Raw genomic sequence first — 24,210 nt, 5'->3', positions numbered from 1 at the left:
ACGCCCAATCCGGTGTGAGACCTGCCAGCCTCCGGGATTACGCTCTAATTCGAATTCGTTGCGCTTTCACCGCGATAGCGATGCAGCAATTGCGCCCGCTGAACGAACCCGACAGCCGCCTTTCCTTCAAGCACGGCTGCATGTATCACATTTCCGCCCCCAAATGCCAAATCCATTTCTTCTCCCGTAAAAAGGGTGAAGGCCGGGATATCGGGGCCATCCAGATGCACCACGGCGCGCCTTGCCTGATCAAGCTTGCGCACGCCATCGGCTGCGGCTTCCTTGGTATGCAGCACCATGGCCGCCGCGCCCGTGCGGATCGCCTGATCCACCTTGGTCGAGCCGGTTACCACGGCGCCTGCCTTGCGCGCCAAAGCCAGACTGCCGAGAGCGGATTTCGTCAGCAGCTGGTCGACCAGCGCGCCAAGATCGTCCTGCGGCTTCACGCCTTCCTTCAGCGCCCGCGCAAAAAGCTTGCGCTTGATCGCTTCATCCACCAGACGGCGCTCGGCCTTGACCCAGCATCCCCTGCCTGGCAGGTTTCTTTTCAAGTCCGGCACGACGGAACCGTCTGGCCCTGCCACAAAGCGGATCATGTCATCGGCAGAACCGCTTTCGCGCGTGACGATACAGGTTCTGTCATTCATATCCTGCTCCACGCAAACTCCCGCTCTGCCATATACGGACTTGTACTCAACTTCAAAACTGGCAACGCTTCCGCCGTTATGTTCTCAAATCGGGCGGTTTGGAACCTCCCCGACATATCAAACGCAACGCGTGGCGCTGTACCAGAGCCGGGGCTTCGCCACAACCCGAAACGTGGTCCAAGGCCCACTGAAACCCGATCCGACTGACCGAATCCGGCAGATGAGACCCGTTTCCCCATCTCCGGGCGCAAAACCGTTGCGCAGTTTTGCTGGAGATGCTTGAAGCCGCACAGCTTACGCCTGAATTGCTTCAGACGTAAGAACCCATGCGGCTCCAGAACTTTCAGCGCTTCTTACGAAGCAGCTTCTTCTTCACCGGCTTCAGCCTCGACTTCCGCTTCGGCTTCTTCCTGAGCGGCTGCTGCCAGCTCTTCTTCCGTGATCCAGCCAGCCTTGAGGCGGGCAGTCAGGATCATCTGTTCGGCATCGACGCGCGAAACATCGAAGGACGAGAGAATGCCGCTATGAGCGACAGTGTCGCCATCCTTGCGCTCACGCCAGCCGACGAGATCGTCAACAGCGTAACCTGCAAAGTCTTCAATCGACTTCACACCGTCTTCACCGACAGCAACCAGCATGGCGGTGGTGAGGTTCGGCAGTTCACGCAGTTCGTCTTCGACGCCGAGTTCCTTGCGGCGCGCATCCAGTTCACCTTCGAGGCGATCCAGATATTCACGGGCACGCTGCTGGATTTCAGAAGCGGTATCGTCATCGAAACCGTCGATGGATGCGATTTCGCCCGGCTCGACATAAGCCAGTTCTTCAATCGAGGCGAAGCCTTCGGAAGCCAGAACCTGACCGACCATTTCGTCAACGTCGAGGGCTTCCATGAACAGGTTCGAACGCTCGGTGAATTCCTTCTGACGACGTTCGGACTCTTCGTCCTCCGTCAGAATGTCGATGTCCCAACCGGTGAGCTGCGATGCGAGGCGGACATTCTGGCCGCGACGACCGATCGCAAGTGATAGTTGGTCATTCGGGACGACAACTTCAATACGTTCCGCATCTTCATCGAGAACAACCTTGGCAACTTCAGCAGGCTGAAGCGCGTTGACGATGAAGGAAGCCGCATCCGGCGACCACGGAATGATGTCGATCTTTTCGCCCTGCAGTTCAGCCACAACCGCCTGAACACGCGAACCACGCATACCAACGCAGGCACCGACCGGATCGATGGACGCATCGCGCGAAACCACGGCGATCTTGGCGCGCGAACCCGGATCACGGGCGACCGACTTGATCTCGATGATGCCGTCATAGATTTCCGGAACTTCCATGGTGAAGAGCTTCGCCATGAATTGCGGATGGGTGCGCGACAGGAAAATCTGCGGGCCGCGCTGTTCGCGACGCACGTCGTAAACATAAGCGCGGATACGGTCACCATAACGGAAGGCTTCACGCGGGATCAGTTCGTCACGGCGCACGATGGCTTCGCCACGGCCCAGATCGACAATCACATTGCCATATTCGACGCGCTTCACAGTGCCGTTGACGATTTCGCCCACGCGGTCCTTGTATTCGTCATACTGGCGGTCACGCTCGGCTTCGCGCACTTTCTGCACGATGACCTGCTTGGCGGACTGGGCAGCAATACGGCCGAAATCCATCGGCGGAAGCTGGTCAGCGATGAAGTCGCCGATCTGCGCATCCGGGTTGCGGTCGCGTGCGGTGAACAGCGAAATCTGCGTGGCGTAGTCTTCGACATTCTCGACCACTTCGAGCAGACGCTGAAGCTTGATCTCGCCCGACTTCGCATTGATGTCGGCGCGGATGTTGCTTTCCTGACCGTAACGCGAACGCGCTGCCTTCTGGATCGCATCGGCCATGGCCGCAAGAACGATCTCGCGGTCAATCGACTTCTCGCGTGCGACCGCATCGGCGATCTGCAGAAGCTCCAGCCTGTTAGCACTGACTGCCATAGGTCTCTCCTTGGTGTCGCACCCGGCTTCTCCTTGCGCCGAATGCCTGAAACTTTTTTCGTCGGCTTATTTCTCGTCAGCCGTATCTTCTGTCGCCGCTTCTTCCGGCGCATCGCCCAGATCGTCTCCGGGGATGCGGCCTTCACGAAGGGCCTTGTCCTTGCGCAGCGCATCGCGGATCAGATCGTCGGTGAGGACCAGACGCGCATCCGAAATCACATCGAAGGGAATGCGCACGACCGGTTCGTTGCCGTAAGACACCTGATCGCTTTCGATCACCACCGTCTCGGCATCGCCCAGCACGATACGACCGCGGAACTTCTTGCGGCCTTCATGCACGATAGAAGTCTCTACCTTGGCGATATGGCCTGCCCAGTCGGCGAAGTCCGACTTGCGCACCAGCGGACGATCGATGCCCGGCGACGAGATTTCCAGATGATATTTGCCGCTGATCGGATCTTCGACGTCGAGCACCGGCGCGACGGTACGGCTGACCAGCTCGCAATCGTCAACGGTCATCGTGCCATCGGGACGCTCGGCCATGATCTGCAAGGTCTGGCCATTGAGGCCGGAAAGACGCACGCGCACCAGACGGAAGCCGAGCGTATTGAGGACCGGCTCCACAATGCCTGCCACTTTCGCGTCGATGCCCGTTTCGCGAATGATGCGCTCATCCACAGCCACGATTGGCGTCTCTGCTTCGTTTGCCTGAACCTGTTCCGTCAACTCTGAACCTCTCGAAGGGGTCGAAAAACCTCTGTTTCCTGGCTCTAAGTAACAAAAAAGAGCGGGACCGGACGGACCCACTCTTGTTCGTTCGACCAAGAATTTGAGAGTTATATACCAGCGGAAGCGGATTTTTTCAAGTCCCGCTTCTGTCTAGAGCATTTCCAGCAAAAGTGCGCAGCGATTTTGCGCAGGATAATGCGTAAAAACAGATAGATAGAGCGGTTCCACGATACCGTTATGATCGGAACCGCTCTAGAATTTCAACGTCGGATAAATGTCAGATAGGCAGCCTTGCGGCCCTCGCGGAAGGCCTTCGCTTCATAACGCGTTCCGGGCCACCCTTCATAGGCGTCGTTCCAGTCCGCCGGACCTTCCGCTTGCCAGTCAAAAGCATCGTGACGGCGGCAATGTTGCAGCGTCCAGTTCACATAATGCTCGATATCCGACGCGAAGCGGAATTTTGCGCCGGGTTTCAAAATGCGGGCAAAACGATCCAGATTGGCGTCGCTGACAAAACGGCGCTTCCAGTGGCGGCGCTTGTGCCACGGATCGGGATAAAACAGGTCGATACCGGTCAGCGATGCATCCGGCAGCCAGTCGAGAACCGCCGTCGCATCTTCATCGTAGAGCCGCATATTGGGACGCAGCTCCTGATCGAGCGCCGCCAGCATCTTGGCCATGCCGTTGACGAAAGGCTCGACGCCAATGAAGCCTGTCTGCGGATAGCGGCCCGTTTCATGATGAAGATGTTCGCCGCCACCAAAGCCGATTTCCATGCGCACCGCGTCAACCGCGACGGGGAACAACGCGCGCAGATCCTGCGGCGCAGGCTTGGCAAGGTCGAGCTTCAGCTCGGGCAGAAGGTCCTCGAACAGGTTCCGCTGATGGCTGCGCAGCGGCTTGCCGTGACGACGGCCAAAAAAGTTTCCGGCACCGCGCAGAGGATGGGTTTCTTCGGTCATGTTTTATCCGTCAGAATAAGCGAAGAGCGCGGTCAATCTTGACGCATTATCCGACGCAAAACCGCTTCGCACTTTTGCTGGAAATGCTTTAGACCGCGCTCTTTGATATTTGCAGGACACATAACGCCAAGCGGTCTGTGATGCAACTTTTGGAACAGGCTTTAAGCGACAGACGCTTTGAGTGCCTTGGTGAGGTCGGTCTTCTCCCAGGAGAAGGAACCGTCACGGCCCGGCTTGCGGCCAAAATGACCGTAAGACGAAGTCTTGGCATAGATCGGCTTGTTGAGGTCGAGATGCTTGCGGATGCCGGTCGGCGACAGGTCCATCACTTCACGCAGCGCTTCTTCAACAGCGGATTCCGCAACCTTGCCGGTGCCGTGCAGATCGACATAGACCGAAAGCGGCTGCGCAACGCCGATGGCGTAGGCAAGCTGGATCGTGCAGCGGTCTGCAAGATTTGCCGCCACGACATTCTTGGCCAGATAACGCGCTGCATAGGCAGCCGAGCGGTCAACCTTGGTGGTGTCCTTGCCGGAGAATGCGCCGCCGCCATGCGGAGCCGCACCGCCGTAAGTGTCGACGATGATCTTGCGGCCCGTCAGGCCTGCGTCACCGTCCGGGCCACCAATGACGAATTTGCCGGTCGGGTTGATGTACCAGTTGCAGGTCGCTGCAATCGGCAGCTCGCCCAGCGCGTCGCGGATATAGGGCTCGACAACCGAACGAACCTTCTTCGAATCCCAGCTGGCATCCAGATGCTGCGTCGAGAGCACAATCTGCGTAACTTCCGCAGCCTTGCCGTTTTCATAACGCACCGTGACCTGGCTCTTGGCGTCCGGGCCAAGCTTGCCCGCATCGCCTTCGCCCTTATGGCGGGCTTCGGACAGCTTTTCGAGAATCTTGTGCGAATAATAGATCGGCGCTGGCATCAGATCAGGGGTTTCGCGGCAGGCATAGCCGAACATGATACCCTGATCGCCCGCACCTTCTTCGCCCTGACGGTCGGCGGCATTATCGACGCCCTGCGCGATGTCGGCAGACTGCGGGTGCAGAAGCACGTCGATCTTGACCGTCTTCCAGTGGAAGCCGTCCTGCTCGTAACCGATTTCGCGGATCGCCTTGCGGGCTGCCGAACGGAAGCGGGCAGGATTGATCAGCGGATGGCCAGCGGCGTCCCTGGCGATCGAGCCGTCCTTATTCTTCTTCAGGAAAGTCTCCGGCACGCGCACTTCACCGGCAATCACCACGCGGTTGGTGGTGGCAAGCGTTTCGCAAGCGACGCGGACAGACCACGGATCCACGCCGGTGCGGCGCGCTTCCTTGTAGACCATGTCGACGATTTCATCGGAGATACGATCGCAAACCTTGTCCGGGTGTCCTTCAGACACAGATTCGCTGGTGAAGAGATAAGAACTGCGCGACACGGGTAACCCCTCTTGAAAATCCAACGGAGGACATCTCCGCCTAGGAAACACAGTAGCGCCCGGAACTTTCCGGGCGCGTCAAAGTGTTAGCGAAGTTGGGATCGAACCGTCAATGCATTTTCGTATTGCGACAGGGCGCGGTTGGAAAAATTCATTTCCCAAGGTCGAAAAGCCACCGTCAAAAGGGGAAAAACGCGCATGAATCGCCAGAAAACAGGCGTAAAGGGGAGTGACTTACTCGGCGTCTGCTGCCAGCGACTTCACCAGATCGATGATTTTCCGGCGAACTTTCGGATCTGAAATTTTCGTGAACGCCCGTGTGAGCTGGACGCCTTCGTTCGAATTCAGGAAATCGACCACATAGGTCGCTTCGTTATCTTCCGCAAAGCCTTCCTGGCCGACGGGGTTTGATCCCGGTGCGTCTTCGAAGAAAAAGGAAACCGGTACATTGAGAATGGCTGAGATCGCCTGCAGGCGGCTGGCACCGACGCGATTGGTGCCCTTCTCGTATTTTTGAATCTGCTGAAACGTGATGCCCAGATTTTCGCCAAGCTTTTCCTGACTGAGGCCCAGCATGTTGCGGCGGAGACGAATGCGGCTGCCGACGTGTACGTCGATTGGGTTGGGCTTCTTTTTATTCTCAATCATACAGCTGTCACTCCTCGCGGCTGCGAGCTTTCATTCATGTACTGTTCATCTGAACAGGGATAACATCACGTTGTGGGAGGTAGTCTGACGCGTTTCGCACGACTTCACACGTGGGAACCGTCACCGCGCCGGTATAACATCTTAACAAAATTGCCGTGTCAATGAAAACGCCTGCGGAATGACACCGTGAAAGCGACGTTGACAAAGAGTAAGGTTAACAGGATCGTTATCGTCTGTTTCGATCCCGGCGCTGTGCCCCAAAATGGTGCACGAACTGACGGTAGGGAAGCATCCACAACGCCGACGGCATCCAGCGCGAGACCTTCAGTGATTCGACCGTAGGAATCCGTTACCGCCGAAAGCCCGTTATTGGCCGCACGCACGAGCGGCAGGCCTTGCTCCACGGCGCGAACCTGCGCCTGCCGGAAGTGCTGATAAGGCCCTGGCGTGTTGCCATACCAGCCATCATTCGTGACGTTGACGATTGCTTTGGGCGCGCTTGTTTCCGGCCCCGAAACGCCCAGCTCATCCGGGAAAATCGCCTCGTAGCAGATAAGCGGCAGGAGCGTCTGGCCCGGCCTCACATTCAGGAGACGCCGTGAGGAACCGGCGGTAAAGCCGCCCGGCATTTTCACCACTTCCTGAAGTCCAAGCCCCCGCAGAAGGCTTTCCAACGGCAGATATTCGCCGAATGGAACAAGATGCACTTTGTCGGTAGCGTCGGTGATCTCGCCCCGGTCGTTGATCGAATAGATGGAATTGTAATAGCGCGGCTCGCCATTGCCTGCGGCCCGCTCTTCGCGCACGGCGCCGGTCAACAGAACCTGACCGTCCTGCAATGTATTGCCGATCTGGGCCAGCGCTTCCGGTGTCGACGTCAGAATATAGGGCACTGCCGTTTCAGGCCATATGACGACATCGGGGCGCGGCTTGCCATCAGCGGGCAGCTCGGCCGTCAGCGCAATCAGCTTGTCGAAGATCGAGCGGCGCGCGGCATTGTCCCATTTCATGGTCTGCGGGATGGAGGGCTGCACGATGCGGATATTGATGTTGCCCTTTTCGTCGCCCACGGCTGGCGCGCGCGAAAGTGTCCATGCGCCAAAGCCGACATGGGTTGCAGCAAGAAGAATGGCGAGGGCGATACCGCTTTTTGCAAGCCGTCCGCCGATCAGCAATGCGGGCGATGCGAAGATGAACACGGCAAGCGCGCTCATGCCCACAAGGCCGACCACCGCGACCGACTGCATCAGCAGCGGCACCGGCATGGCCGCATAGCCGATAGCGTTCCACGGGAAGCCGGTCAGCAGGAAGGTGCGCAACCATTCTGCAAGCGCAAAGCCGAACGCGAGCGCAAAAATCCTTCCAAGCCCGTCAGACCAGAAAATGCGCGCAACCATGGTCGCAAAGGCATAGAAAATCGCCAGAAAGGCGGGCAGGCCCAGCACTGCCAGCGGCAGGGCCCAGGCAAACTCGTCTGCATCGACCAGAAGCGCCGTCCCGATCCACCAGAGGCCCGAGACGAAATAGCCGAAGCCGAACCACCACCCGACCATTGCCGCGGGCAGAATACGCCGGATCGGGCCAGCATCGGCGCGCGCCAAAGCGCCGTCGATCAGCCAGACGAGGATCGGAAAGGAAATGAAACCGGCGATGAAGAGATCAAAAGGCGGCTGGGTCAGTGTCGCGAAGGCGCCACTCAAAAAAGCGGCCAGCGCACGACGCCAGCCGCTTGAAAGAATGATCCTGCCCGCAAGCCGTTCGATCATCAGGCCTCTTTGAAGGTTTCAGTGTCTTCGGCGGTAGCCGGAGACTGCTCTTCAGGCTTGGTGGTAACAACGGCACGCTGTTGCCTGCGGCGGTCAGCGGCGGAAAGCGGCACGATGCGCACCTTCTTCACGCGGCGCGGATCAACCTCCAGTACGTGGAATTCATAGCCGGGCACGGCCTGCACCACTTCACCGCGAACCGGAATCCGGCCCAATACGGAGAAGATCAGGCCGCCAACCGTATCGACATCCTCGCCATGTTCGCCCACCGCGAAGGACGGGCCAATCTTGGCGGCGAATTCGTCCAGATCGGCGCGCGCATCGACGACGAACACGCCATCGGCTTCCTCGGCGATCATGATTTCTTCGTCATCATGCTCGTCTTCAATATCGCCGACAACCATTTCGACAATGTCTTCCAGCGAGACGAGACCATCGGTGCCGCCATATTCGTCGATGACCAGCGCCATCTGGATATGGGTTGCCTGCATGCGGGCCATCAGGCCGCTCGCCATCATCGACGGCGGCACGAACAGCACCTTGCGCATGAGGTTGAGCTCGCCGATCGTCTTGGTGAGATCAATGCGGCTCATATCGAATTTCGGCGGCGTCGCCGCAGCAGGCGTCTTGGCCGTCGTGCGGCGGCGCGTTTTCTGGCGCGCCTGACGCGTGATGAAATTCAAAACGTCGCGGATATGGATCATGCCGCGCGGATCGTCCAGCGTTTCGGCATAGACCGGCATACGGGAATGGCCGGATTCCTCGAAGAGTTCCAGCACTTCCCAAAGCGGCGTGGAAATTTCCACGGCCTCGACATCCGCGCGCGGAATCATCACGTCTTCGACGCGGATTTCACGCAGGCGCAGGATATTGTGCAGCATCGCCTTTTCTTCGGGCGAGAAGGCGGAATCCTGTTCGCTTGCCGTGCTGGACAACGCATCGGCCAGATCTTCACGCAAGGAAGATTGCTGCCGCGAGCGGATGAAAGGGAAAATATTCGACAGAAGGGAACGCTTTTCGACCGCTACCGGTCGCTGCGTACTTTGCCCTTCGGCGTCTTGGGTCTCGCTGCGATTCTCGCCCGCGGACGGAGGTTGTGAGGTTTGATCAGCCATGGTCAATCGTTGTTAATGGTCTCTTGGGATACAGCATAAGGGTCCGGGATGGCAATAGCATGAAGAATCTCGACCTCGCGGCGTTCCATTTCCTCTGCTTCCTCGTCGGTTTCATGGTCATAGCCCAACAGATGCAGGAAGCCATGCACGACAAGGTGTGAGAGGTGATGGTCAAGAGGCTTGCCTTCTTCAACCGCTTCACGCTCCACGGTTTCGCGGGCGATGACAATGTCGCCCAGCATCGGTCCCGGTTGGTTCCCGGCCTTGACCGGAAACGCGGGAAACGACAACACATTGGTAGGCTTGTCCTTGCCGCGCCATTCGGCGTTCAGCTCCTGAATGGACGCATCGTCGGTAAAGACGATACTCAATTCGCTGTCGGCATCCTTGAGGCCCAGATTGGCCCATGCCGCCTCGACAGACTTTCTGACAAGTCCTTCGAGTGTTGTTTCATCCGGCCAGTTGCCAGCTTCAATGGTGATATCGATATGGATCGCGTTGTCTGACACGTTCTGCGGCGGCTTCCCGGACAGCAAGCCGCTTCGTCCTTTCAGTTGTTCGAAAGCCGTCTGCCCCAAAAAGGCAGACAGCATTTTTTAGATCGTAGTTCTAACGACCAATTACAAGTCCTTGGCACCTATTCCGGACGGACCGGCTGCTGGACATGCGTTTTGGCATCGCGGTCATAGGCGTTGACGATTGCCGCCACCAGCGGATGACGCACCACGTCTTTTTGGGTGAACCGCACCTTGATGACGCTTTCCACATCGTCCAGCACGCGAAGCGCTTCGACAAGCCCGGATTTCTGACCGGGTGGAAGATCGATCTGGCTCGGATCGCCCGTCACGATCATCCGCGATCCTTCACCAAGGCGGGTCAGGAACATTTTCATCTGCATGGATGTCGTGTTCTGCGCCTCATCGAGGATCACCGCCGAATGGGCCAGCGTGCGCCCGCGCATGAAGGCCAGCGGCGCGATTTCGATGACGCCTGCCGTGATGGCCCGCTCGACCTTTTCGGCGGGCATCATGTCGTAAAGCGCGTCATAGAGCGGACGCAGATAGGGATCGACCTTTTCCTTCATGTCACCCGGCAGAAAGCCCAGGCGTTCACCCGCTTCAACAGCCGGGCGAGAGAGGATGATCCGCTCCACCAGACCACGTTCCAAAAGCATGGCTGCATGAGCGACGGCCAGATAGGTCTTGCCTGTACCGGCGGGACCGACACCGAACACCAGTTCGGAACGGTCGAGCGCCCGCATATAGGCGTCCTGCGTCGGGGTGCGCGCGAAGATCGTCTTCTTGCGCGTGGAAATCTGGGCAGCTGACAGCTTGCCCTTGTTTTCCATCGTCGGCAGGTCGAGCTGATCATCAGCGGCAATGGCCATGCGCAAGGCGCCATCGACATCCGATGCCGTCAGTTCATGGCCTTTCTGCACGGTTTCATAAAGATGATCGAGCGTGCGGCGCGCCTGTTCGGTCGCGGTCGGTTCGCCCCGGATCGAGAGCTGGTTGCCCTTGGAGCGAACATCGACACCGAGCTTTTGCTCGATCCGTGCCAGATTTTCGTCGAACTGACCGTAAAGCGCACTGGCCAGGCGGTTGTTCTCGAAAGTGAGCACGATATGGGCCATATCCGAGGCCCCGGTAGTCGGGCTTTTTTGCGTTAGAGTGGTTGGCTTGGCAGGTCTCAGCTTTTCCGTGGCGCTCAACCGTATCTCCTCAAGAGTTCACGCATTGCAATCACAGTTCCGACGGGATCATCGGCCCGACAGGATTATCGGCACGAGACTCAAGCGCCGAACCATCTGCCTGAACGGTATCATGCCTTCACGCCAGTTTTTGCGCAATAAGGCTATTGGTCCCAGTGGAGGTGATTTTCACATGAATAATTTCGCCGACCTGATCATTGTTGTCATCGATGATCACCGGAAGGAGCCAGGGCGAGCGTCCCACCATCTGCCCCGCCTGACGGCCGGGCTTTTCTAAAAGCACGTCCATCTCGCGACCGATCATGGATTCCTGAAACGCATATTGCTGTTCCGACAGCAAAGCCTGCAGGCGCTGAAGCCGCTCGTCTTTCACCGCTTCGTCCACATGACCGGACAGATCCGCGCCGGGCGTGCCGGGACGTGGCGAATATTTGAAGGAATAGGCCTGCGCGTAATTCACATCGCGCACCAGCTGCATCGTATCTTCGAAATCCTGATCGGTCTCGCCGGGGAAGCCGACAATGAAATCGCCCGACAGCGCCATATCCGGACGCACGTCACGGATGCGCTCGATCAGGCGTCGATATTCGTCCGCCTTGTGGCGGCGGTTCATCGCCTTGAGAATACGGTCCGAGCCGGACTGCACCGGCAGATGTAGATAAGGCATTAGCTGGCGCAGGTCGCGATGCGCGGCGATCAGGCTGTCATCCATATCGCGCGGATGGCTGGTCGTATAACGCAGGCGCGCAACACCCGGAATACGCGCGAGGCGGAACAATAATTTGCCCAGCCCCCATTCGCGGCCATCGTCGCCCTCGCCATGCCAGGCATTGACGTTCTGGCCGAGCAGGGTCAGTTCGCGCACACCGCCATCGGCAAGGCGTTCCGCTTCGGCCACGATCTGTTTGACGCTGCGCGACACTTCCGAACCGCGCGTGTAGGGCACCACGCAGAAGGTGCAGAACTTGTCGCAGCCTTCCTGCACCGTCAGAAAAGCAGAAACGCCGCGCTTGCGGGTTTCCTCGCGCTTCGGCGACGGCAGATGTTCAAACTTGTCTTCAAGCGCATATTCGGTCTCGACGACCTTTTCGCCGCCGCGAACGCGCGCCAGCGCATTGGGCAGGCGATGATAGGTCTGCGGTCCGATCACCAGATCGACATTCGGCGCTCGGCGCAGAATTTCCTGTCCTTCGGCCTGTGCCACGCAGCCAGCAACACCGATGGTCAGTTCCTTGCCATTGGCTTGCCGCGCGTCCTTCATCTTGCGCAGGCGTCCCAGCGCGGAATAGAGCTTTTCCGAGGCCTTTTCGCGGATATGGCAGGTGTTAAGCAGCACCAGATCGGCATCGTCCGGCGTATCGGTCGCGACATAGCCTTCCGCTGCAAGGCTGTCGGCCATGCGCTGGCTGTCATAGACATTCATCTGGCAGCCATAGGTTTTGACAAAAACCTTGCGCGTATTCGAACGCGTATCGGCGTGGTCTGCCGCTGGCACAATATCGGTGATGTTTTCGCTCATGCGGGGCTATCTACAGCTTTTGTCGCCGCTTTGGAAGGTGACAAACTGATCGGCTTTTTCGCTATCGCATTTTCGAACGCAAAACCGCTTCGCACTTTTGCTGAAAATGCTGGTTACTCTTCCGAAATCTCACGGCCCAGAAGTGCGCTTTGCAAAAGTGTGCGCACCCGGCTTTCCATGGTGCGGGCCAGCATCTTGCGGTCTGTGGCTGCCGTGACGACCATCGGCTCGCCGAAGCGGATTTCAACATCGATGGCGCCTTCGCGCAGGATGCCTTTCAGATGCGGCATCAGCTCGACATCGCCCGGCCAGGATGCAATCGGGCGAAAATAGCGCCCCATGGCCATGCCATGCACGCCGGTATAGGCGATGGCGACCGGCTGCACGAGCACTTCCGGCACACCGGCTTCCCTGATCGCCGCATGGGCTGCACCGAAAAGTGCCGTCTTGAACGGCAAGACGCGATTGCCATCGGAGGTCGTGCCTTCGGGAAACAGCACCATGGCATCTCCCTCGCTCATCCGCGTGGCGATTTCAGAGGTTTGTTCGCCGGTCTTGCCGCGCCGCTCGCGCTCGACAAAAACGGTCCGCTGCAAAACAGCGAACATGCCGAAAATCGGCCAGCTGCGCACTTCTGACTTGGCGATGAACGACACCTGCCCGACCGAGGACAGGACAACAATGTCGCTCCAGGACGTATGATTGGCGACCAGCAACAACGGGCGACCGCGATGCATTTCGCCGACGGTGCGCACCCGAAAGCCGAACAACCGCGCAATCACGCGGTGGAAAAAATTGGGCAGGCTGCGTTTCCAACCATTCCTGAGTTTCAGAAACACATATTGAACCGGGATCAGCGACAGGCTCAGCATGACCATGGCCGCGAGAACGAGAAAGACCCGGATCGCGCCAATCATTGCGGTCTCTTCAGATCGCGGCGCAGAACGAGCGCTGCCGAGCGCCCATTGGCGGTTTCGTAATAAGCCGGGCGATCACCGACCTTCTGAAACCCGAGACGCCGGTAAAGCGCCTGCGCCGCGACATTGGCTTCATCGACTTCGAGAAACAGCGTTTCCGCCCGTTCCTGATAGAGATAGCGCAACACGGCATCCATCAGCGCGCGACCGACACCCTGCCGCTGCACATCGCGAGAAACCGCGATGGTGAGAATTTCCGCCTCTCCGGCAACCAGCCGCGCCAGAACGAAACCGCAGGCGTCATTGGGCTTGCCTTCCGCACGGGCGACAAAGCCGAAAACCGTATCCTGCGCGATAAGCGAGCGAAAATCATCCGAGCTCCAGCCATGGTGAAACGCGACGGCATGAATGCGCTGGATCACATGGCTGTCCTGCGCGCTGAGCGCTTCCACCGAAACCTGTCGGCGACCGAAGCGACCGAATGGCAAGCCCATCATCGCCTATTCTCCGGCCTGCCTGCGCGGCAATGCAAACCCGACCTGCGGCTTGGCATCTGGCCCGCGCATATAAAGCGGCTTCGGCGCATCACCGGGCGCGCGCGCGGCTGCCAGGCGGGAGAAAGTGGCGATATTGGCCGTCGGCTCAATGGGGCCAAGCGCAAACTTGTCACCCAAGGCCTCGTTGATCGACTTTGCTGCCGATCCGGCCAGCACAGTATCGAGGGGCGCATTGCCAGCAAAAGCTTCCGCTTCCTCCCGCGACAGGACCGATGGCTTGGACAGGGCAGCACCATTGGCGTCGAATGTCTGCGCGTAAATCTCGCCGCGATGCGCGTCGAGCAGGATCGTCACCGGCTTGCCCGGCATGTGTGTGATTGTCTCATCCGCCAGCGCCTCGAAGGCGGTGACGCCAATCGCCGGGGACCCAAGCGCCAGTGCAAAACCCCGCGCCGCCGAAACACCGATGCGCACGCCCGTGAAAGAACCGGGGCCGATATTCACCGCCACCCGGTCGATATCCTTTATCGTCACGCCTGCCTCGGCCAGCGCGCGTCCGACATAATCCATCAGCACTTCGGCGTGCCCCTTGCCGATATTCTCGCTGATCTGAGCAAGAACGACATCGCGGCCAGCGTCATAGACGGCGGCGGCGCAATAGGAAGCGGCGGTATCGAGGGCGAGTATCTTCATGCACTTCCGGGTAAATGAGAATTGGCCCCGCGACAAGTCTAACCGTGCCGAAGCCGACACCAATTCATCGCCAAAGAGCAGCGCTTCTTATCATTTTCATCTTTTCTGCGGAACAAAATCGGCTGACAGGCGTTTTTTCGTCGGGTGCGGGATGATTCCGTTTGCGCCTCTCTTCGACCGCCCCGACGCTGGCGATTCTCCCAATCGCTGCGAGCCAGCCAATCGCTCGCGCCTGATTGTGCAAAGGATATGAGGATAAAATGTCCAATAAGTCGACGCATGCAACCCGCAACGATCTTCCTTCCAACACCAAGACGTCCATGATCGCGCTTCTGAACGAAAATCTGGCTGCGACCATCGATCTTGCACTGATCACCAAGCAGGCGCATTGGAACCTCAAGGGGCCGCAATTTATCGCAGTGCACGAAATGCTCGACGGTTTCCGCACCGAACTCGACGATCACGTCGACACCATTGCCGAACGGGCGGTGCAGCTTGGCGGCACAGCCTATGGCACATCGCAGATTGTGGTGAAGGAAACGAAACTGAAGCCCTATCCGACCGATATTTATGCGGTTCACGATCATCTGGGCGCGCTGATCGAGCGTTATGGCGATGTCGCCAATCTTCTGCGCAAATCGATCAAGGATTCGAACGAGGCGGGCGACGACAACACGGCGGATATTTTTACCGCCGCTTCGCGCTCGCTGGACAAGGCGCTATGGTTCCTCGAAGCCCATGTGCAGGAAAAGAATTGAGCGGCAAACTTTTTCTCAAAGCCAGCGTGGGTGCCATATAATAAAGACACGTGCGCGCTGAACGACTCGCTTAATCCCGAAATTTACGATTTTTGGGATTAAGCGACCGGAAAACTAAAGTTGCCATTTTCAACCGGGCAGGCGACTTGGATAGATACCTAAATTGTTTCAAGCCGCGGATACTCCATGATACGCCACATCGTTCTTATCAAATTCAAGCGGGAACTTGATGGCGCGGCCATCGAGCGGGCACTTGCTTCGGTCGTTGCTCTCAAAGGCAAGATCGACGGCATAGTTTCTGTCACGACCGGGGCCAACAACAGCCCCGAAGGGTTGGAAAAAGGCTTTCGCCACGGTTTTGTGGTGGATTTTTCCGATGCTGCGGCGCGTGACGCCTATCTGCCGCATCCCGAACACGTCAAGGTTGGTAAGGCTCTCGTCGAAGCTGCGGAAGGCGGTGTCGACGGCATTCTGGTGTTCGATTTCGACATCTGACCATTAGCCTATAACAGAAGCCCGCCCACGCCCATGCGGGACAAGTCGGTCGAATTGAGGTCGATGCCTGCCATCAGGCGGTCCAGCACCCAGTCGAGACTGTTTTCCCGCATGCTGCGGGCCGAACCCGGTGCCGCGATGATATATTTGCCGTCGCGCCTTCCAAGCACCAGCAGATTGCCGGGATCGACCGGCATGCCGATGCGCAGAATTTCTCCGCCACTCTGGAGGATCGAACGCGGCACGATGTCGGTGGCGTCGGCAACCGCCGATGCACTGAAAACCACGAGAATGTCGCAGCCAATGCTTATGCCCGAAATCGCGCTGGCCAGCGCCTCCGTGTCATGCGCGACACGCTTTTCCACGATGAGCGTGCCGCCATTGCGCGCAACGCGCTTTTCCATCAGCTCACGCGTCTTGTCGAGCACGGTCTCGCGGATCGAGGGAAGTCGCGACTGGATCAGGCCGATGCGCAGCGGGCGAAACGCCTTGACGTCCATCGCCTGTTGTCCGTGGAGGAGGGGGCAGATGGCATCGACAATATTTTTTGGTACGGCAAAGGGAATGATCTTGACCGTCGCGACCATCTGGCCTGCTTCCACGCGCATATGATTGCGTATTGTCGCCAGAGAAATGCGCGCGTCATAGACGTTGACCGTATCGATTGTTGAAGCATTCACGCAGAAAACGCCATCGAAGCTGGCAAAAAGATTGATGCGTCCGGTCGTCGCCGTGCCGGTATGGATCGTCTGCGAGGTGAGGGCGGCCCCGATCGACTGCGCCGCTTCGTCTTCGCCAATATCGCCGGGCTCGAAACGAGCCGCCAGAACGCTTGCGAGGCCAGCCCGCTGCAAGGCCGCGCAATGGTCGCGGGTGAGTACGGTCCCCTTGCGCAGCGTGAGCGCACCCGCTGTTACCGCATAGGCCAGTACCGCGCCTTCGGCTTCATCGAGCGGTAAGTCGGCGAAAATCATGGCGTTCCTTCCAGACTTCAGTCGGCCAGCCCCAAAACGTTGCGGGTTTTAGGTTGTGTGTTTTTAGATTGTCTTAATCGCGGCCCGGCGACTTCACAATGTTGTTTATCGGTTCCAGATCGCGCGGCTATCGCAGCATTTATCCGTTGGTTGTACTTGCATGACCGGGGACAAAGGGTTAAGTCACCGCCGCGTCAGCGCAACAGGAGCTCTAATTCCCCGCGTTCAGGCGCTGGCGGAGATGCCATTTCCGCCAATTGGAGTCTGGTTTGCGGCGTTTTTGACCGCGACATTACGATCCAGCACAAATTTCTCCAGACAGGTGACAAACGGAACTATTCGTTATAACGGTACGTTTGGAATTTTCAGAATTTACCGAAAACTGAAAAACGACATACGTGCCGGATTTGACGCTCGCGACATGACGAACCCCTGCGGTTCACGTTAACGGGCAGCTTGAAAGTGATTTCAAGTTCAAAGCCACACTGAGACGAAATCGCTCTGGTGCGATCTGAAGAACTGAAGCGTCTGACCGGGAATAATCCCGGCAGCGGGTTTCAGATTTTCAGATCGCATCGGTGCAGGATGGAAAGACAAATGAAACTCGGCATCCCTCGGACGATCGCTTCGTTCGCCGTACTGGCCCTGACTGCGTTTCTTGCCGGCTGCGAGAACCAGGTTCTTCTCTCTCCCAAGGGAGAGGTCGGCGTGGCGGAACGCGATCTTATCCTTTTTGCGACCGGCCTCATGTTGCTCGTCGTGCTGCCTGTCATCTTCATGACGCTGTACTTCGCCTGGAAATACCGCGCTACGAATGAAAAGGCGGATTATCAGCCCGACTGGCACCACTCGACCAAGATCGAACTGGGCGTCTGGCTCATCCCTCTGGCGATCATCGTGGTTCTCGGCACGGTCACCTGGATCAGCACGCATAAGCTCGATCCGTACCGCCCGCTGGAATCCAGCGTGAAGCCGATCAATGTCGAAGTGGTTGCGCTCGACTGGAAATGGCTTTTCATCTATCCCGATCAGGGCATTGCCACCGTCAATGAAATGGCCATGCCTGTTGATGTTCCGGTCAACTTCAAGCTGACCTCCAGCAACATCATGAACTCCTTCTTCATTCCGGCGCTGGGCAGCATGGTCTACACCATGCCGAGCATGCAGACGAAGCTGCATCTCATCGCCAATCATGAAGGTGAGTTCGACGGCATTTCCGCCAATTATAGCGGTCAGGGCTTTGCCCAGATGCGCTTCAAGGCGCATGCCTATAATCAGGCCGACTTCGACAAGTGGGTTGCCGACGTGAAGGCCAAGGGCGAAGAACTGGGCCGTGATCGCTATGCATCGCTGGTTCAGCCGAGCGAAAAGCATGCGGTGCAGTTCTTCAACTACAATGACAAGACGCTGTTCCACGATATCGTGAACCGCTGCTGGGACGGCAAGTCCGTCTGCATGGACGATGAAATGCACCGTCAGCAGATGATCCGCGAAGCACGCGCAAACCTGCGCAAGTCTTCGCCTGTCGATTTCAGCCAGTGGGCGAGCGACATCATCTGTGCAGTGGCGCCGCAGCGCCTGTCGCAGCTCGCAAACTGATTTGCCCTTGCGCCGTGATCTCCTGCGAGATCGCGGCCATCGGCATTCAATCTTTTGTTTCACGCGGTTCCGGACTGAAAGCCGTTAGAGGCTTTCCCGGAATTGCTCCAATCGAAGCGTGATAAAAATGTTCGGAAAACTTACGCTCGAAGCGATCCCGTATCACGAGCCGATCATCATGGTCACATTGACCGCGGTGGCTGGTGGTGCGCTCGCTATTCTGGCAGCCATCACTTATTACGGCAAATGGGCCCCGCTCTGGAAAGACTGGCTCACGACGGTCGATCACAAGCGTATCGGCATCATGTATATCATTCTGGCTTTCGTGATGCTGTTCCGCGGCTTCTCGGACGCCGTGATGATGCGCGCGCAGCAGGCTCTTGCCTCGGGCGCGAATGAAGGCTTTTTGCCCCCCCATCACTACGACCAGATCTTTACCGCCCACGGCGTGATCATGATCTTTTTCGTGGCGATGCCATTCGTCGTCGGTCTGATGAACTTTGCGGTTCCGCTCCAGATCGGTGCGCGCGACGTTGCTTTCCCCTACCTCAACTCGCTGAGCTTCTGGCTCACGGTCGCCGGTGCGGTTCTGATCAACCTGTCGCTCGGCATCGGCGAATTCGCCAAGACCGGCTGGCTTGCTTATCCGCCGCTGTCCGGCAAGGAATTCAGCCCGGATGTCGGCGTGGATTACTATATCTGGGCCTTGCAGATTTCCGGTATGGGTACGCTGCTTTCAGGTGTCAACCTGATCACCACGATCATCAAGATGCGTGCGCCCGGCATGGGCATGATGCAGGTTCCGGTCTTCACCTGGACCGCGCTCTGCTCGAACGTGCTGATCGTCGCAGCCTTCCCGATCCTCACTGTCACGCTGGCCCTGCTTTCGCTGGACCGCTATCTGGATTTCCACTTCTTCACCAATGATGCTGGTGGCAATCCGATGATGTATGTGAACCTGATCTGGATTTGGGGTCACCCGGAAGTCTACATCCTCATCCTGCCTGCTTTCGGTGTCTTCTCCGAAATCATCGCGACCTTCTCCGGCAAGCGTCTGTTCGGCTACAAGTCGATGGTTTACGCAACAGTTGCCATTACGGTCCTGTCGTTCCTCGTCTGGGTGCACCACTTCTTCACCATGGGTGGCGGCGCCAATGTCAACGCCTTCTTCGGTGTTGCGACGATGATCATCTCGATCCCGACGGGGGCTAAGGTCTTCAACTGGCTGTTCACGATGTATAAGGGTCGCGTCCGCATGGAAACGCCGGTTCTGTGGACGATCGGCTTCATGTGTACCTTCGTGGTTGGCGGTATGACGGGCGTTCTGCTTGCTGTTCCGCCTGCGGATTTCGTGCTGCATAACTCGGTGTTCCTGATCGCTCACTTCCACAATGTGATCATCTCGGGCGTGCTGTTCGGCTGCTTTGCCGGTCTCGTCTACTGGTGGCCGAAGGCTTTCGGCTTCAAGCTGAACGAACGTCTGGGCCGCAACGCGTTCTGGTGCTGGCTGGTCGGCTTCATCATGGCCTTCATGCCGCTCTATGTGCTCGGCCTGATGGGCATGACCCGTCGTCTGAACCACACCGAAAACCCGGCATGGCACATCTATCTGATCATCGCCGCCGTCGGCGTTGCGATCATCCTGTGCGGTATCGTGTTCCAGGTTCTGCAGATCATGGTTTCGATCCGCGACCGCGAAAAGCTGCGTGACAACAACGGCGACAGCTGGGGTACGGGCCGTACGCTGGAATGGTCGCTGGCTTCGCCGCCTGCATTCTACAACTTCGCTGAAGTGCCGCATGTCCGCGACCACGACAGCTGGTGGGATATGAAGCAGAACGGCTATGTGCGCCGCACGGAAAAGTTCGCACGCATCCACATGCCGAAGAACACCGGTACGGGTTTCATCATCGGCATCATGAACATTCCGCTCGGCTTTGCGCTGGTGTGGCATATCTGGTGGCTGGCCATTGCCTCTGCCGTGGGGGTACTCGCCGTTGCGATCTTCCACTCGTTCAACAATGACAGAGACTTCTACGTCTCGGCCGAAGAAGTGCAGAGCGTCGAAGACCTTCGCACCCGGCAACTGATGGCTCAGGAGGCTTGATCCATGAGCGCTAGCATTTCAACGGCCGGTCCATTCAAGGGCGGCAACGAGCATCCTGCTCACGAAGACCATCACGATGCAGGGTCGACCACGCTGGTCGGCTTCTGGATCTACCTGATGAGCGACTGCGTCCTGTTCTCGGGCCTGTTTGCAACCTATGCCGTTCTGGCGCACCAGTTTGCGGGCGGTCCGACCGGCCGTGAACTCTTCGACCTGCAGTTTGTGTTGACCGAAACCATGCTGCTGCTGGTCTCGTCGCTGACCTATGGTCTGGCGACGCTGTCCATGTACAAGAAGAACCGTGCAGGCGTGCTGTTCTGGCTGGGCGTCACGTTCCTGCTGGGTGCAGCCTTCCTCGTGATGGAAGTCTATGAATTCCATCACCTGATTCTCGAAGACGCCGGCCCGAGCCGCAGCGCGTTCCTTTCGGCATTCTTCGCGCTGGTCGGAACCCACGGTCTTCACATCACGTCCGGCCTGATCTGGATTCTGGTGCTTTCCGCCCAGCTTCTGCGTGACGGTCTGACGGAAAAGAACCAGACGCGCGTGATGTGCCTCAGCCTCTTCTGGCACTTCCTGGACATCATCTGGATTGGCGTCTTTACCCTTGTCTATCTGCTGGGTGTACTGTGATGAGTTCTGCACACGAAACACACGATCATGCCGCGCATGGCAGCCTGAAGTCGTATTTGATCGGCTTCGTGCTGGCGGTTATTCTCACCGTCGTCCCATTTCTTCTGGCAATGAACGGCTATTTCACGCCTGCCACGACCGCAGCCGTTGTTCTCGGCATCGCCGTCGTTCAGATCCTGGTGCATCTGGTTTACTTCCTGCACCTCGATCCGAAGTCGGAAGGCGGCTGGAACATTCTGGCGCTCATCTTCACGGTCATCATTCTGGCTATCGTGCTTGCCGGCTCCATCTGGGTCATGCATCACCTCGATACCAATATGATGCCGATGTACATGACGCCTGACGACGTGCGTAACCTGCCGTAATCAGCCCACGCCCGGCGGGGCTGGTCTTTGACATGCCCCGCTGAGCTACCGTTTCTCCCGTGCGCCGGACCATGATCCGCACACGGTTTGAATCGCGGCTTTATCCTCCCTCTCTCCCCCCAAAGCCGCGTGGCGCTCCGGTTCCCTCCGGAGCGCCTCCCTTTTTTGTGCGCTTCATATTTTGCATTTTCAGCGCGAAGTCTTCGCGTCTGCGACCGGGCGTTGCGTAAAGCTGTGGTAACGTTAACACTCCCTTGACTGAATCCGTTCATATCTAGAGCTTAAGCTGTAGGCTCAGGACCTGCTAATTTGATGGAAATGGCACCAGAAATGACAAGATTTGCAAGGAGAGGCGTGAAGAACGGGGTGTTTCCCCCGGTCGAGCGGCTCGACGCCGCAGATCGCCAGTCATTTCGGTGTCCAGAGGATGTGGTCCATCCGTCCGGCTACTTTGTCGAAAAGGCTCGAAAATGATTACATTTCCTTCGCCTCTTCTCCTCGTATCCGAAAACGGATGGTCTCACACCATTTTCACCAAATTAGCAGGCCCTGAGCCTCGGTTGTTGCTTGGCCCCCCGACCTCCCTATGGTAATCCCTGAAACGTCCTGGGTGGGAAATGGAAACGGGACGCTGCCAGGCGACCGCATAGACAGGAACCGGACAGTAACGCGTATGACTCGGAGTAACAGGACGATACAGGGAAAAGGCATTGCCATGCTTTTGCTGGCGGCGCATTTTTCCTCGTTTACCGTGTCGCCTGCTTTGGCGTTTGAGCTTTTTGGCGTCCGTCTTTGGGGCGAAGACAAGAAAACCGATCCCGATATCATCGATCCGAAGACCTATGAGGTCGAGGTCACTACCACCGGTGATCGCAAGAATGCGGATGGCACCGAAGCCGATCTGAAATCCATCGTTGAAGGTGCATCCGGTCTGGTGACCGACGCGGACAAGCCCGCCTCGGGTTCCGCCGGTCTGCTGGCCAAGGCGCGCGGCGATTATCGGCGTATTCTGGCCGCCCTTTACGGTGAAGGCCGCTATGGTGGCACGATCTCGATTCTCGTCGATGGCCGCGAGGCGAACGACATTCCGCCGGACGCTGATATTCCAAACAATGCGAAAGTGGCGATTTCCGTCGATCCGGGACCGCAGTTCCTGTTTTCGCGCACGGCCATTTCCAATATAGCGCCACCCGCCACCGACAAGCGCGATGTCGTGCAATCGCCCGAAGATGCGGGTTTCGCGCCCGGTCAGGTAGCGCGCTCTGGAACGATCATCAAGGCCGAGCGTCTTGCCGTCGAGGCTTGGCGTCAGCAGGGCTATCCGAAGGCGCAGGTGACAGGCGAAGAGGTTGTCGCCGACCATGACGGCAACACGGTTGCCGCCGATGTCGCGCTCGATCCGGGCCGCAAGGCGCATTATGGGCCGGTCAGCGTGGTTGGCACGGCGCGCATGGACCCGCAATTCGTCGCCTGGATGACCGGACTGACTCCCGATAAGGAATACGACCCCGACGATATCGAAAAAGCCAAGAAGCGTCTTGGCCGCATGGAAGTGTTTCGTGCGATGAGTTTCGAGGAAGCCGAAACCATCGAGCCGGATGGCAGCCTGCCGATGACGCTCAACGTGCAGGAGCGCAAACCCCGCCGGTTCGGCTTCGGTGCGGAATATTCGACCATCGACGGCTTCGGCGTGACCGGCTACTGGATGCATCGCAACCTGTTCGGCAAGGGTGAAAACCTGCGTTTCGACGCCAAGGTCAGTGGCATTGGCGGTTCGCAGGATAATTCGTTTAATCCGCAGAACTATACCTATCTGCTCGGCGGCACGTTCAAGAAGCCCGGCGTCTATACGCCTGATACGGATTTCGTTCTGTCGCTCGACGCCAAGCGCGAAGTGCTCGACGCCTATACCGAGACCTCGATCAACGCCAAGACCGGTTTCACGCAGATTTTCAGCGACGAACTGTCAGGCGCGATCTATGCCAAGGCGAGCCAGGGACGCTACACGGACTATCCTTTCGGTCCCCGTGACTTCACGACAGCCGGTCTGGAAGGCAGCGTGCTTTACGACAGCCGCAACAACAAGCCGGACCCAAGTTCGGGCTTTTATCTGGAAGGCAATATCCAGCCCTTCTACGAATTCCATTATGGCAATTTTGCCACCCGCTTCACCGCCGAGGGCCGCACCTATTACGGCCTTGGTGCAACGGATCGCGTGATTCTGGCCGGGCGCGTGAAAGTGGGATCGATTGTCGGCGCTTCGATTGAAGATTTGCCGCCGAGCCTGTCCTTCCTTGCGGGCGGCGGCGGCTCAGTGCGCGGCTATGCCTATCGCAATATCGGCGTCGATGCCGGAAACGGCAACATCGTCGGCGGACGGTCGCTGCTGGAAGCTTCGGGCGAGGTGCGCACCCGCATCACCGATTCCATCGGCGCGGTCGCCTTTGTCGATGCGGGCTATGTCGGCGAAAAATCGTTTCCGGATTTCTCGGAACAAATGCGCGTCGGCGCCGGTGGTGGTCTGCGCTACCTGACCGGCCTCGGGCCGATTCGCCTCGACGTCGCCATACCGCTTAACCGCCGCTCGGGTGATCCGAGCTATGCATTCTATGTGGGCATAGGACAGGCGTTTTGACCAGATTTATCACCGTTTTCCTCTTCCTGATTCTCGC

22 protein-coding genes are annotated in these 24,210 nt (G+C 58.1%); 7 read left to right on the top strand and 15 right to left on the bottom strand.

Annotated features, from left to right (window positions below):
- Positions 1-44: 44 nt before the first annotated feature.
- The 14 genes from FIC94_RS08160 to tsaB form a co-directional block, all read right to left on the bottom strand.
- Entirely contained in the window at positions 45-647 is a 603-nt protein-coding gene (locus FIC94_RS08160) for an RNA-binding protein (RefSeq protein WP_109370106.1), read from the bottom strand.
- A 353-nt stretch (positions 648-1,000) separates the two neighbouring features.
- Positions 1,001-2,626, bottom strand: a complete 1,626-nt coding sequence (nusA, locus tag FIC94_RS08155) for a transcription termination factor NusA (protein ID WP_109370105.1) — start codon at positions 2,624-2,626, stop codon at positions 1,001-1,003.
- Between the two features lie 66 nt (positions 2,627-2,692).
- Positions 2,693-3,352, bottom strand: a complete 660-nt coding sequence (gene rimP / locus FIC94_RS08150) for a ribosome maturation factor RimP (RefSeq protein WP_140024518.1) — start codon at positions 3,350-3,352, stop codon at positions 2,693-2,695.
- A 263-nt stretch (positions 3,353-3,615) separates the two neighbouring features.
- Complete coding sequence (trmB, locus tag FIC94_RS08145; RefSeq protein ID WP_140024517.1) at positions 3,616-4,317, bottom strand: tRNA (guanine(46)-N(7))-methyltransferase TrmB; 702 nt, start codon at positions 4,315-4,317, stop codon at positions 3,616-3,618.
- 161 nt (positions 4,318-4,478) lie between these two features.
- Positions 4,479-5,741 carry a methionine adenosyltransferase gene (gene metK, locus FIC94_RS08140; RefSeq protein WP_109370102.1) on the bottom strand — a complete coding sequence of 421 codons (1,263 nt, stop codon included), beginning with the start codon at positions 5,739-5,741 and terminating at the stop codon, positions 4,479-4,481.
- Between the two features lie 234 nt (positions 5,742-5,975).
- The gene (locus FIC94_RS08135) at positions 5,976-6,389 is read right to left on the bottom strand and encodes a helix-turn-helix domain-containing protein (protein WP_078337717.1); all 414 of its coding nucleotides are present in this window, start codon (positions 6,387-6,389) and stop codon (positions 5,976-5,978) included.
- 158 nt (positions 6,390-6,547) lie between these two features.
- Positions 6,548-8,155, bottom strand: a complete 1,608-nt coding sequence (lnt, locus tag FIC94_RS08130) for an apolipoprotein N-acyltransferase (RefSeq protein WP_140024516.1) — start codon at positions 8,153-8,155, stop codon at positions 6,548-6,550.
- Positions 8,155-9,270, bottom strand: a complete 1,116-nt coding sequence (locus FIC94_RS08125; RefSeq protein ID WP_109370100.1) for a hemolysin family protein — start codon at positions 9,268-9,270, stop codon at positions 8,155-8,157. The genes lnt and FIC94_RS08125 overlap by 1 nt, the downstream gene beginning before the upstream one ends.
- A 2-nt stretch (positions 9,271-9,272) precedes the next feature.
- Entirely contained in the window at positions 9,273-9,779 is a 507-nt protein-coding gene (gene ybeY / locus FIC94_RS08120) for an rRNA maturation RNase YbeY (protein ID WP_121537432.1), read from the bottom strand.
- Between the two features lie 128 nt (positions 9,780-9,907).
- Positions 9,908-10,981, bottom strand: a complete 1,074-nt coding sequence (locus tag FIC94_RS08115) for a PhoH family protein (protein ID WP_171316966.1) — start codon at positions 10,979-10,981, stop codon at positions 9,908-9,910.
- A gap of 118 nt (positions 10,982-11,099) precedes the next feature.
- A complete protein-coding gene (miaB, locus tag FIC94_RS08110) occupies positions 11,100-12,500 on the bottom strand; it encodes a tRNA (N6-isopentenyl adenosine(37)-C2)-methylthiotransferase MiaB (protein WP_140024515.1) in 1,401 nt (466 codons plus the stop codon).
- Between the two features lie 113 nt (positions 12,501-12,613).
- A complete protein-coding gene (gene olsA / locus FIC94_RS08105) occupies positions 12,614-13,417 on the bottom strand; it encodes a lyso-ornithine lipid O-acyltransferase (RefSeq protein WP_109370097.1) in 804 nt (267 codons plus the stop codon).
- Positions 13,414-13,914 carry a ribosomal protein S18-alanine N-acetyltransferase gene (gene rimI, locus FIC94_RS08100; protein ID WP_109370096.1) on the bottom strand — a complete coding sequence of 167 codons (501 nt, stop codon included), beginning with the start codon at positions 13,912-13,914 and terminating at the stop codon, positions 13,414-13,416. The genes olsA and rimI overlap by 4 nt, the downstream gene beginning before the upstream one ends.
- 3 nt (positions 13,915-13,917) lie before the next feature.
- Entirely contained in the window at positions 13,918-14,607 is a 690-nt protein-coding gene (gene tsaB, locus FIC94_RS08095) for a tRNA (adenosine(37)-N6)-threonylcarbamoyltransferase complex dimerization subunit type 1 TsaB (RefSeq protein ID WP_140024514.1), read from the bottom strand.
- Positions 14,608-14,867: 260 nt separating this feature from the next.
- Here tsaB and dps point away from each other — a divergent pair, with 260 nt between their 5' ends.
- Together dps and FIC94_RS08085 are read left to right on the top strand one after the other, a co-directional pair.
- A complete protein-coding gene (dps, locus tag FIC94_RS08090) occupies positions 14,868-15,365 on the top strand; it encodes a DNA starvation/stationary phase protection protein Dps (RefSeq protein ID WP_140024513.1) in 498 nt (165 codons plus the stop codon).
- 186 nt (positions 15,366-15,551) lie between these two features.
- Positions 15,552-15,860 carry a Dabb family protein gene (locus FIC94_RS08085; protein WP_140024512.1) on the top strand — a complete coding sequence of 103 codons (309 nt, stop codon included), beginning with the start codon at positions 15,552-15,554 and terminating at the stop codon, positions 15,858-15,860.
- 8 nt (positions 15,861-15,868) lie between these two features.
- On the opposite strand, the gene FIC94_RS08080 is transcribed toward FIC94_RS08085, so the two are convergent.
- The gene (locus FIC94_RS08080) at positions 15,869-16,834 is read right to left on the bottom strand and encodes a molybdopterin-binding protein (RefSeq protein ID WP_140024511.1); all 966 of its coding nucleotides are present in this window, start codon (positions 16,832-16,834) and stop codon (positions 15,869-15,871) included.
- A 597-nt stretch (positions 16,835-17,431) separates the two neighbouring features.
- On the opposite strand from FIC94_RS08080, the gene cyoA reads away from it, so the two are divergent.
- The 5 genes from cyoA to FIC94_RS08055 all read left to right on the top strand — a co-directional run bounded on the left by cyoA (position 17,432) and on the right by FIC94_RS08055 (position 24,173).
- Positions 17,432-18,433, top strand: a complete 1,002-nt coding sequence (gene cyoA, locus FIC94_RS08075; protein WP_140024510.1) for a ubiquinol oxidase subunit II — start codon at positions 17,432-17,434, stop codon at positions 18,431-18,433.
- 127 nt (positions 18,434-18,560) lie between these two features.
- Positions 18,561-20,540 (top strand): cytochrome o ubiquinol oxidase subunit I, encoded by a 1,980-nt coding sequence (gene cyoB, locus FIC94_RS08070; RefSeq protein ID WP_109368094.1) that lies wholly within the window; start codon positions 18,561-18,563, stop codon positions 20,538-20,540.
- 3 nt (positions 20,541-20,543) lie between these two features.
- Positions 20,544-21,173, top strand: a complete 630-nt coding sequence (gene cyoC / locus FIC94_RS08065; RefSeq protein ID WP_078337796.1) for a cytochrome o ubiquinol oxidase subunit III — start codon at positions 20,544-20,546, stop codon at positions 21,171-21,173.
- Complete coding sequence (gene cyoD / locus FIC94_RS08060) at positions 21,173-21,538, top strand: cytochrome o ubiquinol oxidase subunit IV (RefSeq protein ID WP_109368096.1); 366 nt, start codon at positions 21,173-21,175, stop codon at positions 21,536-21,538. Before cyoC ends, cyoD begins: the two co-directional genes overlap by 1 nt.
- Before the next feature lie 673 nt (positions 21,539-22,211).
- Positions 22,212-24,173 carry an autotransporter assembly complex protein TamA gene (locus FIC94_RS08055; protein ID WP_442945214.1) on the top strand — a complete coding sequence of 654 codons (1,962 nt, stop codon included), beginning with the start codon at positions 22,212-22,214 and terminating at the stop codon, positions 24,171-24,173.
- The last annotated feature ends 37 nt before the right edge of the window (positions 24,174-24,210 follow it).

The organism is Ochrobactrum teleogrylli, from assembly GCF_006376685.1.
Taxonomy (GTDB): Bacteria; Pseudomonadota; Alphaproteobacteria; order Rhizobiales; family Rhizobiaceae; genus Brucella; species Brucella teleogrylli.
The sequence above is the reverse complement of the archived record's forward strand: the minus strand, read 5'-3'. Positions and strand labels throughout refer to the sequence as shown.

Bases quoted from the DNA above. Each gene is read 5' to 3' on its own strand.
- FIC94_RS08160 (WP_109370106.1), bottom strand. From the start codon at position 647: ATGAATGACAGAACCTGTATCGTCACGCGCGAAAGCGGTTCTGCCGAT.
- nusA (WP_109370105.1), bottom strand. From the start codon at position 2,626: ATGGCAGTCAGTGCTAACAGGCTGGAGCTTCTGCAGATCGCCGATGCG.
- trmB (WP_140024517.1), bottom strand. From the start codon at position 4,317: ATGACCGAAGAAACCCATCCTCTGCGCGGTGCCGGAAACTTTTTTGGC.
- FIC94_RS08135 (WP_078337717.1), bottom strand. From the start codon at position 6,389: ATGATTGAGAATAAAAAGAAGCCCAACCCAATCGACGTACACGTCGGC.
- lnt (WP_140024516.1), bottom strand. From the start codon at position 8,155: ATGATCGAACGGCTTGCGGGCAGGATCATTCTTTCAAGCGGCTGGCGT.
- FIC94_RS08125 (WP_109370100.1), bottom strand. From the start codon at position 9,270: ATGGCTGATCAAACCTCACAACCTCCGTCCGCGGGCGAGAATCGCAGC.
- miaB (WP_140024515.1), bottom strand. From the start codon at position 12,500: ATGAGCGAAAACATCACCGATATTGTGCCAGCGGCAGACCACGCCGAT.
- olsA (WP_109370097.1), bottom strand. From the start codon at position 13,417: ATGATTGGCGCGATCCGGGTCTTTCTCGTTCTCGCGGCCATGGTCATG.
- rimI (WP_109370096.1), bottom strand. From the start codon at position 13,914: ATGATGGGCTTGCCATTCGGTCGCTTCGGTCGCCGACAGGTTTCGGTG.
- tsaB (WP_140024514.1), bottom strand. From the start codon at position 14,607: ATGAAGATACTCGCCCTCGATACCGCCGCTTCCTATTGCGCCGCCGCC.
- dps (WP_140024513.1), top strand. From the start codon at position 14,868: ATGTCCAATAAGTCGACGCATGCAACCCGCAACGATCTTCCTTCCAAC.
- FIC94_RS08085 (WP_140024512.1), top strand. From the start codon at position 15,552: ATGATACGCCACATCGTTCTTATCAAATTCAAGCGGGAACTTGATGGC.
- FIC94_RS08080 (WP_140024511.1), bottom strand. From the start codon at position 16,834: ATGATTTTCGCCGACTTACCGCTCGATGAAGCCGAAGGCGCGGTACTG.
- cyoA (WP_140024510.1), top strand. From the start codon at position 17,432: ATGAAACTCGGCATCCCTCGGACGATCGCTTCGTTCGCCGTACTGGCC.
- cyoB (WP_109368094.1), top strand. From the start codon at position 18,561: ATGTTCGGAAAACTTACGCTCGAAGCGATCCCGTATCACGAGCCGATC.
- cyoC (WP_078337796.1), top strand. From the start codon at position 20,544: ATGAGCGCTAGCATTTCAACGGCCGGTCCATTCAAGGGCGGCAACGAG.
- cyoD (WP_109368096.1), top strand. From the start codon at position 21,173: ATGAGTTCTGCACACGAAACACACGATCATGCCGCGCATGGCAGCCTG.
- FIC94_RS08055 (WP_442945214.1), top strand. From the start codon at position 22,212: ATGACTCGGAGTAACAGGACGATACAGGGAAAAGGCATTGCCATGCTT.